This window comes from Azospirillum sp. TSH100, assembly GCF_004923295.1.
Classification (GTDB): Bacteria; Pseudomonadota; Alphaproteobacteria; order Azospirillales; family Azospirillaceae; genus Azospirillum.
The window spans coordinates 322,930-336,622 of the sequence record NZ_CP039635.1; the positions used below are offsets into that span (position 1 = coordinate 322,930).

The following is a 13,693-nucleotide window of genomic DNA, read 5'->3' on the forward strand; positions in this document are numbered from 1 at the left end:
TAGCGGCACGGCCGTGTTCGTCATAGGATCGCCGCCCGCATTCGTCCAGAACGCATCTCCACTCCTCACGGTCGAAGGCCCCGACATGGCGCAGCAGCAAGCCCTCCCCCTGACCTATCTGGAAGCCGGCGAAGCCAATGGCGGAACGCCGATGCTGATCCTGCACGGCCTGTTCGGATCGGCCCGCAATTGGCAGACGCTGGCCCGCCGCTTCGGCGAATCGCGTCGGGTCTATGCGCTGGATCTGCGCAACCACGGCGGCGCGCCTTGGGCCGACGGCATGAGCTATCCGGAGATGGCGGCCGACGTGCTGCGCTTCCTCGACGACCGCGGCTTCGCCCGCGCCACCATCGTCGGCCATTCGATGGGCGGCAAGACCGCCATGGCGCTGGCGCTGGCCCATCCCGACCGCGTGGAGCGGCTGGTGGTCGCCGACATCGCCCCCGTCGCCTACACCCACACCCATGCACCCTATGTCGCCGCCATGAAGGGCGCGAAGCTGGAAGGCGTCAGCCGCCGGCCGGAGGTCGAGGCCCAGCTGGCCGACGCCGTGCCGGAGGCGCCGCTGCGCTCCTTCCTGATGCAGAATCTGGTGTTGGAGAACGGCGTCTTCTCCTGGCGGATCAACCTCGACTCCATCGGGGCGAACATGGCGGGGCTGATCGGTTTCCCGGATTTCGGCGCCGCGCGCTATGACGGCCCCGCCCTGTTCATCGGCGGCGGCGCGTCGGACTACATCCGGCCGGAGCATCACGATGCCATCCGCCGCCATTTTCCCAAGGCGGAAATCCGCATGATCGAGGGGGTCGGACATTGGCTGCATGCCGAACGCCCGGCCGAATTCGCCGCGATGGTGGAGGGATTCCTGTGATGCCCGGCACCGATCCCCGCATCCGCACCGGGTTGTAAGCCGAAGCAGATATTGCATCGCCCGGACGTCGGGGCTATCAAGCCTGCGCGCCTTAAAACGCGGCCTGCGAGACAACGCGGCTGCCATTCCTCGAAGGATCGACCGATCATGAGCGTCATCACCGAGATTCACGCCCGCGAAATCCTGGACAGCCGCGGCAACCCCACCGTGGAAGTCGACGTTGCGCTGGACAGCGGCGCCTTCGGCCGCGCCGCGGTGCCGTCGGGCGCCTCCACCGGCGCCCATGAGGCGGTCGAGCTGCGCGACGGCGAGAAGAACCGCTTCGGCGGCAAGGGCGTGCTGAAGGCGGTCGAGTCCGTCAACGGCGAGATCTATGATGCGCTCGCCGGCCTGGAGGCCGACGACCAGCGCGCAATCGACCTCGCCATGATCGACCTGGACGGCACCGAGAACAAGAGCCGCCTTGGCGCCAACGCCATCCTGGGCGTGTCGCTGGCGGTCGCCCGCGCCGCCGCCGAGGATGCCGGCCTGCCGCTCTACCGCTATGTCGGCGGCGCCTTCGCCTCGCTGCTGCCGGTGCCGATGATGAACATCATCAACGGCGGCGCCCATGCCGACAACCCGATCGACATCCAGGAATTCATGATCATGCCGGTGGGTGCGGAGACCGGCGCCGACGCCATCCGCATGGGCTCGGAGATCTTCCAGTCGCTGAAGAAGAAGCTGAAGGACGCCGGCCACAACACCAATGTCGGCGACGAGGGCGGCTTCGCCCCCAACATCGGTTCGACCGACGAGGCGCTCGGCTTCGTCATGAAGGCGATCGAGGCCGCCGGCTACAAGCCGGGCGACGACGTCATGCTGGCGCTGGATGCCGCCTCCACCGAGTTCTTCAAGAACGGCAAGTATGAGCTGGCCGGCGAAGGCAAGTCGCTGTCGCCCGAGCAGATGGTCGCCTATTGGGCCGATCTGGCCGGCCGCTACCCGATCATCTCGATCGAGGACGGCATGGCCGAGGACGATTGGGAGGGCTGGAAGGCGCTGACCGACGCCATCGGCAACAAGGTGCAGCTGGTCGGCGACGACCTGTTCGTCACCAACCCCAAGCGTCTGGCCCAGGGCATCAGGCAGGGTGTGGCGAACTCCATCCTGGTGAAGGTCAACCAGATCGGCACGCTGTCGGAAACGCTGGAGGCGGTCGACATGGCGCACAAGGCCGGCTACACCGCCGTCCTGTCGCACCGCTCGGGCGAGACCGAGGACAGCACCATCGCCGATCTGGCGGTCGCCACCAACTGCGGCCAGATCAAGACCGGCTCGCTGAGCCGTTCGGACCGCCTCGCCAAGTACAACCAGCTGATCCGCATCGAGGAACAGCTCGGCGTCGCCGCGCGCTTCGCCGGTCGCGGCATCCTGAAGGCCTGATCGGTCTAATTTAAGAGAAAGCCCCTCTCCGGTCCGCCGGAGAGGGGCTTTCTCATTTTTGAAGCGCTGCCTTTATTCCCCGGCCAGCGTGCCGATCATTTTGCGGACGGCGGTCATCTGGAAGCCGCTCTTGCGGGCGAAATCGTAGCCGGTGTAGCCAAACCAGTCCCAGCAGGCCTTCGGGTTGGAGGTCGGCTTGGCGGCGCCATCGATCTGCGGGTACAGCACGACGATGTTGTTGACATCGGCCCAGCGATTGTAGCCGGCATTGACGGCGAAATGGTCGCCGATCAGGTTAGACGGCATCTGGCAGCCGTGGAAGGCGACATGGATGCGGCAGGTCTGCTGGCCGCCTTCACAGGCTTCCGGAACATAGACATAGCCGGTCTTCGCCATACCGCTGCGGCTGGTGTCGCCGACGAAGGGCGCCTGATTGAACAGCTGCGGCTGGCGGGCCGCGACGGAAGCGTTCGGGATCTTGGCGTCGGCATAGAAGAAGCGGACGATGGCGCCCGCTTGATCATACTGACAGTTGTTGATGTATTCGCTCTTCTCACCCTCCTTCGGGATGAAATCGCAGGCGGCGCCGTAGCCGTCGGTGATGTAGGCGTGGGCCGCCTTCGGCAGCTTCACATAGGAGAAATTGGCTTCCGTTACCCCCAGCGCCCGATAGAACTGCTCGGTCGCATCGGCGACCGGCCGTTTCACCGTCACATCATTGTCGCCGTTGAACAGGTAGATCTTCGACTGTGCCATGTTGGACAGCGGATCGATCTCCTTGGCCTTCTCACGCGCCTTGGCGTTGGCGACCAGGGCGCCGACATCGGGCGCGCCCATCGCCACGTCCATGCAGCGCTTCAGCGCCACGATCGCGGTGGCGACGCCGCCCGTCGACACCTCGGCGCAGTCGTAAGGCCCCCCGGCGACGAGCCCGGCCGCCTTGACCAGCCCCGAATAGGCGACCTGGAACTGCCCGGCCATGTAGGCGCCGGAGGAAATGCCCGACACCGTGGTCTGCGCCGGGTCGATCTTCAGCTTCAGATCCGACAGCTTGATTTGCGCCGCGGCGGGAAGCGGCGCCAGGACGACGAGCGCCGCCAGGGCGGCCTTCAGAATGGCTTTGTTTGAAATCATCATGAGTGGGGTCACCTTTGCCCTGCAAGGGTTGTCAACATCGCTTGGACAGCGGCGATCTGCGCCCCGCCCTTCGTCGCGTATTCCGTCCCCGTCCTGCCGACCCAGTCCCAGCAGGCCACCGGATCCGCGGAACGGCCCGGTGACAGCTGCGGGTAGAGCACGATCAGGTTGTTGTTGACCGCCCAGCGGTTGAATCCGGCGGCGGTGGTCACAGCGTCGCCGACATCCGTCGCGGACTGGCGGCATCCGTGGAAAACGATGTGCACGGCACAGGCCGCCCCGCCCGCGCAGGCCGGCGGCACATAGACATAGCCGGTGGGCGCCAGCCCCGTGCGCTCCGGATCGCCGAACGGCGTCTGGTCGAAGGGGCTGGCCGCCGGCAGGTCCGGAGCCGGCGGATTGAGGCCGCCATAGATGTGCGACAGGATTCGCCCGGCCTGGTCATAGTCGCCGCAGGCGTTGACATACGGGCTGCGGTTGGCAGTGCAGTCGTTGGAACCGCCCGGCGCGATGAAGCCGTTGCCGGCCTCCAGCCCGGTTTCCATCCGGATCTGGTTCGCCGGCACACGGGCGGCACGGTAGAAGGCCTCCGCCTCCTCCACCGCCTTGCGGTTCACCACCATGTCCGACTGACCGCTGAACAGGTAGACCTGCGCGCCCGCCAGCCGGTCGAGCGGATCGATCGCCCCGGCCATCACCAGCGGCTGCGTCGCCTCATAGAGGGACTGGCCGCGCGGCCACAGCGGATTGCCCTGCATGCAGGCGGCCGCCAACAGAGGATTCTCGGCGGCACAGAGATAGGGACCGCCGGCGACCAGACCGACGCCGGCCATCTCGGCCGAATGGGCGACATGGAACTGCATCGCCATGAAGGCGCCGGCCGCCAGCCCCGATGCCGAGGATTTCGCCAGAACGACGGTGCGCGGGACGAGCGGCGGCGCGGTGGACTGGGCCATGACCGCATCGGAGCCGAACGGCGACACCGGCGCCAGGATCACCGCGAGGCACGCAACCAGAAAACACCGGACCAGCCGACTCTTTGCCACCTGCTGAACCCCATCCACCCGAACCAGCTCGGAAGGTAGCAAGGCACAGGGGAATGTCTAACAAAAAGCCTTAAGAAAACTCTGATGCACGCGGATGCTGGACCGGCTGCAACCGCGCCCGGATCGTACCGGCCCCGGGAGCGCCAGGCGGGCATGGAAAAAGGCCGGCGGAGCCCATATCCCGCCGGCCTTTCGCCGTCAACCCGCCGACCGGCATCGGGCGGCGTGCCGAATCGGGCCGCTCAGCTCCGCAGATAGGCGAGCACGGTTTCCGGCGAGGATTCGCCATAGGGATCGCCGTTCTCGCCCTCGTCGTTGATGCCCGGCTCCTCGAACCATTTCTCGACGACGCCGTCCTTCACGACCATGGCATAGCGCCAGGACCGGAAGCCGAAGCCGAGATGATCCTTGTCGATCAGCATTCCCATGCGGCGGGTGAAATGGCCCGACCCGTCGGGGATCAGCTTCACCTTCTTCAGGTTCAGGCTCTTGCCCCACTGGTACATGACGAAGGCGTCGTTGACGCTGAGGCAATAGACCTCGTCGATGCCCAGATCCTTGAACTCGTCATGGAGACGCTCGAAGGCCGGGCACTGCTCGTTGGAGCAGGTCGGGGTGAAGGCGCCGGGCAGGGAGAACAGCACCACCCGCTTGCCCTGGAACAGCTCGTCGCTCCGCACATCCTGCCAACGGAACGGGTTGGGTCCGCCGACGCTCTCGTCGCGCACGCGGGTCTTGAACACCACCGAGGGAACCTTGCGCCCTTCCATCGTCATCTCCGGCTGTCGTTGGGAATGGACCGGCGGAACCGGCGTCCGGGCACGATAGCGGTAATGCCCAGTCCCTCCAACCGGCCATAGGTCATGCCCCTCCTGGCGGCAGCGGGCGCAGAGTCACCCATAAAGAGCAAACAATACTGAGGTAATTCAGCGCAAAAGCGGTGGCATCCGGTGGCAATCCTGTGACGTCCCTGAATATTAATGTCCCATTTACCAGGATCGCGTTCCCTGACCTCGCCTGCATCCAGTGGGCACTGCGCCGAACGGTGACAATTGGAGGGCTGTTCATGCCTATTTCAACCAAGTCCAACTCTTTGCGACAGCCCGGCAACGATAAGCCGGAAGCGTCTTTCAACCGTGGTTATTTCACCAGGGTACTTGTTAGTACATTTGTCTTCAGCGCCACCATCAACGCGCTGATGCTGGCGATGCCGCTTTATTCGCTTCAGGTGTTCAGCCGCGCCATTCCGTCCGGCAATTACGACACGCTGGCGATGCTGACCGTCATCGTGGTGATCGCGCTGACGCTGAGCGGCCTTCTGGAAATGGTGCGCTCGCGCCTGCTGGCCCGTGCCGGCAACGCGCTGGAGGTGCGGTGGCGCCGCCGGCTGACGGCCGACGCGCTCGACGCCGCCGGACGCGGACGACCGGACAATGGTCCGCTCGCCGACCTGATGGAACTGAAGGCAGCCTTCTCGCGCCCCTCGCTGCCGGCGCTGATGGATCTGCCCTGGGCCCCGCTCTACGTCATCGGCATCTACGTCATCCACCCGATGCTGGCGCTGGTGCTGGTGGTGTCGATGCTGATCATGGCGGTGATGGGCTGGATCGGCTATGTCGCGGTCAAGGACATCAACGACGAGAGCAAGCTGCCGGCCAGCCGCGCCCAGAAGCTGTTCGAGGCGCTGGCGTCGCGCTCCGACACGGTGCGCGGCCTGCGCATGGGCAACGCCTCGCTCGACGCCGTCAACCGCGACTTCCTGACCGCCAGCGCCATGCAGGGCCACGGCTACGAGCGCAGCGCCGCCATCGGCGCCGCCACCAAGTGGGTCCGCATGGTCCTGCAGATCGCCGTGACAGGCATCGGCGCTTGGCTGGTGATCGAGCAGCACCTGTCCTTCGGTGGCATGATCGCCACCTCGATGCTGGTCGGCCGCGGCCTCGCCCCGATCGAGCAGACCGCCGGCGCCTGGGGTGGGCTGGTCCGCTCCGCCCAGGCCGTCCGCCGCCTGCTGCCGCTGCTGAAGCGCCTGTCGCGGGAGCCGGAGCGTCCCTCCGTGCCCGTCGAGAGCGAGCGCCTGACCGTCGAGAACCTGCTGTTCGTCTCGCCCCGCGACCAGAAGCCGATCCTGCGCAGCGTCACCCTGTCGGTCGAGCCCGGCGAGACCGTCTGCATCGCCGGCCCCAACCGCTCGGGCAAGTCGGTGCTGGCCCGCCTGCTGGCCGGCGTCGCCCTCCCCTCGGCCGGCACGGTGCGCCTGGGCGGCCTGTCCGTCGCCACCCTGACCCCCGACAGCCCCGACCAGGGCATCGGCTACCTGCCGCAGCAGGTCGACCTGCTGCCCGGCAGCATCGCTGACAACATCGCCCGCTTCACCACCGCCACCCGCGAAGAGGTGGAGGAGGCCGCCCGCGCCGTCGGCATCCACGAGTGGATCGAAAGCCTTCCCATGGGCTACGAGACCGAGGTCAACGACCCGCTGTCCCCGATCACCGGCGCCAGCGCCCGGCTGATCGGCCTTGCCCGCGCCGCCTTCGGCCAGCCGCCACTGCTGGTGCTGGACGAGCCGACCGCCGGCCTGGACGAACTTGGCATCAAGGCGGTCCGCGCCTTCGTCGCGGCCAGCAAGGAGCGCGGGGCGACCACCATCATCATGACCCACGCCCCGATCTTCGTGGATATGTCCGACCACACCTATGTCCTGAAGAACGGCATGGCGATGGAACTGCCGCGTCCGGAGCAGCAGCAGGCCCAGCCCGGCGCCGTCAACCTCGCTCGCCTCCGCAATCTCGGCCCTCAGGGTCCGTCGACCGCCACGGCAGGGGCCGCCGGCTGACCGCCGGCACCGCCCTCGAGACCGACCATCCGGCTAACGACACCCGACCCGACAGAGCCAAGGAAGTCCCATGACCACGATGACCACGACCTTTCCCGCCCCGCTGTCTTCCGATAATGGCCCCGAAAACCCCACCGGCAAGCCGTCGCGCAAGACCGCGACCATCACCTCGATCCATGCGCTGCGGGCAACCATGCCGGAAACCGGTGTGCGCGGCCTGCTGCTGGGCGGCTTCCTGGTCCTGGCGGTCGGCTTCGGCGGCATGGCCGGCTGGGCGGCGGTGGCCCCCCTGCACAGTGCGATCAGCGCCTCCGGCTCGCTGGCGCCGGAGACCGGCCGCAAGGTGGTGAAGAACACCGAGGGCGGCGTGATCAGCGCCATCCTGGTCAATGAGGGCGACCGGGTCCAGGCCGGCCAGGTCCTGATGCAGCTGGACAGCACCGAAGCGCAGACCCGGCTGGAGATGCTGAACGCCGCCCTGTTCGACACTCTGGCCTCCGAAGCGCGCCTGTCGGCCGAGCTGTTCGAGAAGCCCGCCATCGAATGGCCGGCCGAGTTGGCCGCCCGCCGCGCCAAGGAGCCGGCGGCCGAGAACGCCATGGTGAACCAGGAGAAGCTGTTCCAGGTCCGCCGCAACCAGCTGGATACCGAAGCCAAGCTGACCCATGACCGCATCGCCACGCTGGGCGACGAGGTGCAGAGCCTGGAGAAGCAGCGCGCCTTCCTGGCCCGCGAGATCAAGCTGTCGGACGAGGACATCCAGATCACCCAGGGCCTGCTGGACCGCGGCAACTCCACCCGCACCAAGCTGGTGGCGGCGCAGAAGGAGAACGCGCAGCTCCACGCCCAGGACCATGAGCTGGAAGCCCGCATGTCGCAGTCGCGCCAGCAGGCGGTCGACGCCCAGGGCGATCTGGTCCGCCGCCGCAGCGACTTCCGCGAGAAGGTGCTGGTCGAACTGGACAAGGCCCGCGGCGACGCCCAGAAGCTGGCCGAGCAGATCCGCGACGCCAGGAACCGTCTGGACAACCGCACCATCAAGGCGCCGGACGCCGGCAACGTCGTGATGTACGGCCACCCGGCCGTCGGCGGCACCATCACCGCCAACGAGCCGGTGCTGGACGTCGTCCCCGACGACAAGGCCCTGCTGGCCGAGGTCCGCATCCAGCCGAAGGACATCAAGTCGATGGCCGTCGATCTGCCGGTGAAGGTGCAGCTGACCGCCTATGACAGCCGCGTCGTCGGCACCATCGACGGCACCGTGTCCTACGTGTCGGCCGATCGCCTGACCGACAATGCGACCCGCCAGGAATATTATCTGGCCCGCATCCGCCTGAAGGACGCCGACAGCCATGAAGTCCGCAACCTGAAGATCAAGGCCGGCATGCCGGTGGAAGCCCGCATCGTGCTGTCCGCCCGAACCCCGCTGGACTATCTGATCCAGCCGCTGCGCCAGTCCTACGTGAAGGCGTTCATCCAGGAGTGATCAGTTGGCGGGTGAATCGGTCTCCCGACCGCCGATCTCCTTACGAAAAACCCCCGACCAACCGGTCGGGGGTTTTTTCTTTGCCTGGAAGCCTCAGCTCTTGCCCGGCCGCAAATCCGGCTTGGGCGGAATCGGCAGGGGTTCCGGCACCTGGATCGCCTCCGTCTGCTCGCGCGTGCGGCGGGAGGCCGCGCGGTCCTGGGCCAGACGGTCCATCGCCTGCTGGCGCTGCGCCTCGGTGGTCAGGTCGGTCGGGCGCGGCGGCACGGTGCCGAGATTCGGGTACTCGTCATTGTTTCCGCTCATGCCGCGAACCGGCGACGAATTGTCGCTGACCGGTGATGGATCGCCCAGGACGGCACCCAGCGGACCGGTGTCGAGCATCCGGTCGCTGCAGGCCGACAGCCCGAAAACCATTGGCAACGCTACGGCAAGCGCGCCGAACGCCCGCCCGGCCCCCGCAATGCCCCGACCGTTTCCCTGACTGCCCGTCACCATCATCCTTCCCCGTGTCTGGCCGATACGCCACACTTGTGCGACGATCCGTGAAATGAAATGTTCATATCTGCGGTGTATGAGAGGTTTCGGATTTCTCCCGCACCGCACCAATAAGGCCGGACCGCCGCACGCAACCCACAGCGACATGGTGCAGACCTCCCGAATGCCCCCCTAGAGAACACCGCCCGCAAGCCTGTATAGCCGTCCGTCCGCAAGGCCCAAAGCCCAATCTGGCGCAAGCCCGATCCGGCGGACCCAAGGCGACGCAGGCAGCCCTAGACCGAGACGACGCGACACCCGCCCAAAGAAGAAGGACCGTGCTCATGGCCGAGACCAAGGCCCCCCCTCAGGCTTCCAACCCGGCTTCCCCCCAGGTGCCCGACGTCAAGCTTCCCGATCCGGTCGAGATGTCGCGGGCGATGACCCGCATCGCCGAACAGAGCCAGCGGCTGGTGTCCGAGTTCCTCGCGCGGCAGGCCGCCGACGGCGCCGGCCCGAAGAGCCCGGATCCGATGGGCGTCGGCCATGCCTTCCTCGAGATGACCACCCGCATGATGGCCGACCCGGCCAAGCTCATGCAGGCGCAGATGTCGCTGTGGCAGGACTATCTGACCCTGTGGCAGCGCACCACCCAGCGCTTCTTCGGGCAGGAGACCCAGCCGGTCATCGCCCCGGCCAAGGACGACCGCCGCTTCAAGGACGCCGCCTGGGACGAGAACACGCTGTTCGACTTCATCAAGCAGTCCTACCTGCTGAGCGCCCGGTGGATGCAGTCGACCGTCAATCAGGTCGAGGGGCTGGACGACCACACCGCCAAGAAGGTCGATTTCTACACCCGCCAGTTCGTCGACGCGATGGCGCCCTCCAACTTCGTCATGACGAACCCGGAGGTGCTGCGCGCGACCATCGAGAGCGGCGGCGAGAATCTGGTCAAGGGCCTGGAGCATCTGCTGAAGGATCTGGAGCGCGGCAAGGGCGAGCTGCGCATCTCCATGACCGACTATGACGCCTTCCAACTGGGCAAGAACATCGCGGTCACGCCGGGCAAGGTCGTCTTCCAGACCAGCCTGATGCAGCTGATCCAGTACACCCCGACCACGCCGGACGTGAACAAGCGTCCGCTGATGATCGTGCCGCCCTGGATCAACAAGTTCTACATCCTCGACCTGCGCGAGAAGAACAGCTTCATCAAATGGGCGGTCGACCAGGGCCACACCGTCTTCGTCCTATCCTGGGTCAACCCGGACGAGACGCTGGCGGCCAAGGGCTTCGAGGACTACATGGTCGAAGGCCCGCTGGCCGCGCTCGACGCCATCGAGAAGGCGACCGGTGAGAAGGACGTCAACGCCATCGGCTATTGCCTGGGTGGCACGTTGCTGGCATCGACGCTCGCCTACATGGCGGTCAAGAAGGACGACCGCATCAAGTCGGCCACCTTCTTCACCACCATGCTGGACTTCGCCGAGGCCGGCGAGCTGTCGATCTTCATCGACGAGGAGCAGCTGACCTTCATCGAAGGGCAGATGGCCGAGCAGGGCTATCTCGACGGCGCCAAGATGGCGACCACCTTCAACATGCTGCGCGCCAACGACCTGATCTGGTCGTTCGTCGTCAACAACTACCTGCTGGGCAAGGATCCCTTCCCCTTCGACCTGCTGTACTGGAACAGCGACAGCACCCGCATGCCGGCGGCGATGCACAGCTTCTATCTGCGCAACATGTACCAGAAGAACCTGCTGGCGCAGCCGGGATCGGTGACGCTGAAGGGCGTTCCGGTCGACCTGACCAAGGTCAAGGTCCCGGCGCTGTTCCTGTCGGCCCGCGAGGACCACATCGCCCCGTGGAAGAGCACCTACAGCGGCGCCCAGCTGTTCAGCGGTCCGGTCAAGTTCGTGCTGGGGGCGTCCGGCCACATCGCCGGCGTCGTCAACCCGCCGGCGGCCAACAAATACTGCTACTGGACCAGCGAGAAGCTGGCCAAGACGTCGGACGAGTGGCTGGAGAAGGCGACCCAGACCCCCGGCTCCTGGTGGCCGGAATGGAACAAGTGGGTCGGCCAGTACGCCAACGGCAAGGTTCCCGCCCGCCAGCCCGGCGACGGCGCCCTGCCCGCCTTGGAAGACGCGCCGGGCTCCTACGTCAAGGTCAAGAACGAGTAGTCGCTTCCTTCGCGCTTATCCGCACGGAAAACCCCCGCCCGTCCCGGCGGGGGTTTTCCTTTTGGGGCCAATCCGATAGTGTTACGCACGTGCGCGTTAAGGGTTTGTTTGCCCTTTTCGCGCCAGCTATCGCCTGCGCATATTCGCACGCTCCGGGGATCCGCCGTCCATGCCATCCGACGCCCAGACAGGTACGATGGGAGCCGCCACGGCAGCGATGGCGAATGCCGAACCGGTAAAGCTCGCCGAACGCTACGAGATCCAGCCGGGCGCACCGATCCCGCTGCTGAACGCCGTCGGCGGCAACGCCTTCACCGCCAAGGCGCTGCGCGAAAAGCGGATCGAGCCCTTCGCCATCATCTGCCACGCCGCGGTGCTGCCGCGGATTGACATCTGCTCCACCGTCGGCAGCCTCGACAACGCCGCCCATATGCGGCTGCTCGACTGGGGGCTGGTGGATTGGCCGCAGGATCGCGGGCGGCGCTTCTGCCTGGTTTTCGAGCGGCCGGGCGGCAAGCGGCTGATGGGGTCGCTGACCGACACGCTGGACCCGATGCCGGAAGACCAGCTGACCCGGCAGATCGTCCATCCGCTGGTGTCGGCGCTGAAGGAGCTGTCGAGCCGCGGCGTCGTTCATGGCGCGATCCGCCCGACCAACCTGTTCTACCGCGATCTCGCCTCGGGCGGGCTGATGCTGGGCGACTGCGTGTCGACCCAACCCGGCTATGGCCAGCCGGTCCTGCTGGAGACGATCGAGCGCGGCATGGCCAACCCGGCCGGGCGTGGCACCGGCACCATGGCCGACGACCTCTATTCACTCGGCGTCACCCTGCTGATCCTGGCGCTGGGCCGCAACCCGCTGGCCGGCCTCGACGACGAAGCGGTGCTGCAGGCGAAGATGGAGCGCGGGTCCTACCCGGCGCTGGTCCAGCAGCACCGGCTGCCGCTGGCGATCAACGAAGTGGTGCGCGGCCTGCTTGTCGACGACCCCAAGCAGCGCTGGACCCTGAACGACCTGGACCTCTGGGTGGCCGGCCGCCGGCTCAGCCCGAAGCAGCCGCAGATTTCACGCCGTGCCGCCCGTCCGCTGGAGTTCCAGGGCTCGGAATACTGGCATTGCCGCACGCTGGCCCGCGCCTTCGCCCGCCATGCCCCCGCCGCCGCCTCCGTGATCGAGAGCGGAGAGCTGGACAAGTGGCTGCGCCGGTCGATGGGCGACGAGGTGCGGGCGGAAGCGGTGAGCCACGCCATCCAGACCGCCTCCAGCGGCAAGGGCGGCAGCCAGGGCGACCGGCTGGTGGCGCGCGTCTGCATCGCGCTCGACCCCGCAGCACCCATCCGTTACCGCGGGCGGGCGATGATGCCGGACGGCATCGCCACCATGCTGGCCGACGCCTTCATGCGCGGCGAATCTCCCCAGGCGGTGGCGGAGGTGCTCGCCAACCAGCTGCCGATGTTCTGGGTCAACGTCCAGTCGGACTTCAAGCCGGAATTCGTGCCGCTGGTGCAGACCTTCGACCAGCTGCGCGGCTTCCTCGACCGCTCCAGCCATGGGCTGGGGGTGGAGCGCGTGCTGTACGAGATGAACCCGACCATGCCCTGCATGAGCGGGCTGGTCGCCAAACAACTGCCCACCACCCCGGCCGAGCTGCTGCGGGCGCTCGACTGGATCGCGGCAGGGGGCGAGCGGCACAAGGACCCCATCGACCGCCAGATCGCCGCCTTCCTCGGTGCCCGCCACAAGCGCGGGGATGAACTGCTCTACACCCAGCTCGGCAGCGGTGTGGAGCCGATGCGGCGCGTCATCGCCATGCTGACCATCCTGTCCGACATCCAGGCCCGCACCGGGGTGGACGGGCTGACCCATCTGGCCAGCTGGGTGGTGGCTCTGCTCGACCCCGCCTTCCGCCGCTTCCACAACCGGCCGCAGCAGCAGGAGGTCCGCAAGATGGCGGACGCCGCCGCGCACAACGGCCGGCTGACCGAACTGCTGAAGGTGGTCGACGACCCCGAATCGCTGCGCCGCGACCGGCTGGAGTTCGAGGCGGCACAGATCGCCTATCGTGAGGCCGATGCGGAGATGGACAAGATCCGCCACACCATCGCCGACCGCAACTCGATCATCGAAACGTCGGGACGGCAGGTCGCCGCCATCGTGTCCAGCCTGCTGTCGACCGTGCTGGTCGCCGGCATCATCCTGTTCTTCGCCTTCTGACCGGACAACGGGGGATCGCC

The 13,693-nt window shown here is 66.9% G+C and carries 10 protein-coding genes; 6 read left to right on the top strand and 4 right to left on the bottom strand.

What is annotated here, in order from left to right; all coding sequences use genetic code 11:
* Window positions 1-85: 85 nt before the first annotated feature.
* Window positions 86-871, top strand: a complete 786-nt coding sequence (locus E6C72_RS14125; protein WP_109443803.1) for an alpha/beta fold hydrolase — start codon at window positions 86-88, stop codon at window positions 869-871.
* Between the two features lie 147 nt (window positions 872-1,018).
* Window positions 1,019-2,296, top strand: coding sequence for a phosphopyruvate hydratase (eno, locus tag E6C72_RS14130; RefSeq protein ID WP_136700761.1), 1,278 nt, complete (start codon window positions 1,019-1,021; stop codon window positions 2,294-2,296).
* A gap of 72 nt (window positions 2,297-2,368) precedes the next feature.
* On the opposite strand, the gene E6C72_RS14135 is transcribed toward eno, so the two are convergent.
* The 3 genes from E6C72_RS14135 to E6C72_RS14145 all read right to left on the bottom strand — a co-directional run bounded on the left by E6C72_RS14135 (window position 2,369) and on the right by E6C72_RS14145 (window position 5,249).
* Window positions 2,369-3,433, bottom strand: coding sequence for a plasmid partitioning protein (locus E6C72_RS14135; RefSeq protein ID WP_109443854.1), 1,065 nt, complete (start codon window positions 3,431-3,433; stop codon window positions 2,369-2,371).
* A gap of 8 nt (window positions 3,434-3,441) precedes the next feature.
* On the bottom strand, window positions 3,442-4,389 hold the full coding sequence (locus tag E6C72_RS14140) for a PHB depolymerase family esterase (protein ID WP_247882140.1): 948 nt from the start codon (window positions 4,387-4,389) through the stop codon (window positions 3,442-3,444).
* A 332-nt stretch (window positions 4,390-4,721) separates the two neighbouring features.
* Window positions 4,722-5,249, bottom strand: a complete 528-nt coding sequence (locus tag E6C72_RS14145; RefSeq protein ID WP_109443856.1) for a peroxiredoxin — start codon at window positions 5,247-5,249, stop codon at window positions 4,722-4,724.
* A 296-nt stretch (window positions 5,250-5,545) separates the two neighbouring features.
* On the opposite strand from E6C72_RS14145, the gene E6C72_RS14150 reads away from it, so the two are divergent.
* Window positions 5,546-7,315: a type I secretion system permease/ATPase gene (locus tag E6C72_RS14150; RefSeq protein ID WP_247876040.1), complete on the top strand. Its 1,770-nt coding sequence runs from the start codon at window positions 5,546-5,548 to the stop codon at window positions 7,313-7,315.
* A 70-nt stretch (window positions 7,316-7,385) separates the two neighbouring features.
* Window positions 7,386-8,801 (top strand): HlyD family type I secretion periplasmic adaptor subunit, encoded by a 1,416-nt coding sequence (locus E6C72_RS14155; protein ID WP_109443858.1) that lies wholly within the window; start codon window positions 7,386-7,388, stop codon window positions 8,799-8,801.
* 93 nt (window positions 8,802-8,894) lie between these two features.
* Here E6C72_RS14155 and E6C72_RS14160 read toward each other — a convergent pair whose 3' ends face one another.
* Window positions 8,895-9,185 (bottom strand): hypothetical protein, encoded by a 291-nt coding sequence (locus E6C72_RS14160; protein ID WP_247876041.1) that lies wholly within the window; start codon window positions 9,183-9,185, stop codon window positions 8,895-8,897.
* Between the two features lie 437 nt (window positions 9,186-9,622).
* On the opposite strand from E6C72_RS14160, the gene E6C72_RS14165 reads away from it, so the two are divergent.
* On the top strand, window positions 9,623-11,458 hold the full coding sequence (locus tag E6C72_RS14165; protein ID WP_109443859.1) for an alpha/beta hydrolase: 1,836 nt from the start codon (window positions 9,623-9,625) through the stop codon (window positions 11,456-11,458).
* A 169-nt stretch (window positions 11,459-11,627) separates the two neighbouring features.
* Complete coding sequence (locus E6C72_RS14170) at window positions 11,628-13,673, top strand: serine/threonine protein kinase (RefSeq protein WP_247876042.1); 2,046 nt, start codon at window positions 11,628-11,630, stop codon at window positions 13,671-13,673.
* The last annotated feature ends 20 nt before the right edge of the window (window positions 13,674-13,693 follow it).

Excerpts from the sequence above, each read along its gene's own strand:
- E6C72_RS14125 (WP_109443803.1), top strand. The coding sequence starts at position 86 with ATGGCGCAGCAGCAAGCCCTCCCCCTGACCTATCTGGAAGCCGGCGAA.
- eno (WP_136700761.1), top strand. The coding sequence starts at position 1,019 with ATGAGCGTCATCACCGAGATTCACGCCCGCGAAATCCTGGACAGCCGC.
- E6C72_RS14135 (WP_109443854.1), bottom strand. The coding sequence starts at position 3,433 with ATGATGATTTCAAACAAAGCCATTCTGAAGGCCGCCCTGGCGGCGCTC.
- E6C72_RS14140 (WP_247882140.1), bottom strand. The coding sequence starts at position 4,389 with ATGGCCCAGTCCACCGCGCCGCCGCTCGTCCCGCGCACCGTCGTTCTG.
- E6C72_RS14145 (WP_109443856.1), bottom strand. The coding sequence starts at position 5,249 with ATGGAAGGGCGCAAGGTTCCCTCGGTGGTGTTCAAGACCCGCGTGCGC.
- E6C72_RS14150 (WP_247876040.1), top strand. The coding sequence starts at position 5,546 with ATGCCTATTTCAACCAAGTCCAACTCTTTGCGACAGCCCGGCAACGAT.
- E6C72_RS14155 (WP_109443858.1), top strand. The coding sequence starts at position 7,386 with ATGACCACGATGACCACGACCTTTCCCGCCCCGCTGTCTTCCGATAAT.
- E6C72_RS14160 (WP_247876041.1), bottom strand. The coding sequence starts at position 9,185 with ATGCTCGACACCGGTCCGCTGGGTGCCGTCCTGGGCGATCCATCACCG.
- E6C72_RS14165 (WP_109443859.1), top strand. The coding sequence starts at position 9,623 with ATGGCCGAGACCAAGGCCCCCCCTCAGGCTTCCAACCCGGCTTCCCCC.
- E6C72_RS14170 (WP_247876042.1), top strand. The coding sequence starts at position 11,628 with ATGCCATCCGACGCCCAGACAGGTACGATGGGAGCCGCCACGGCAGCG.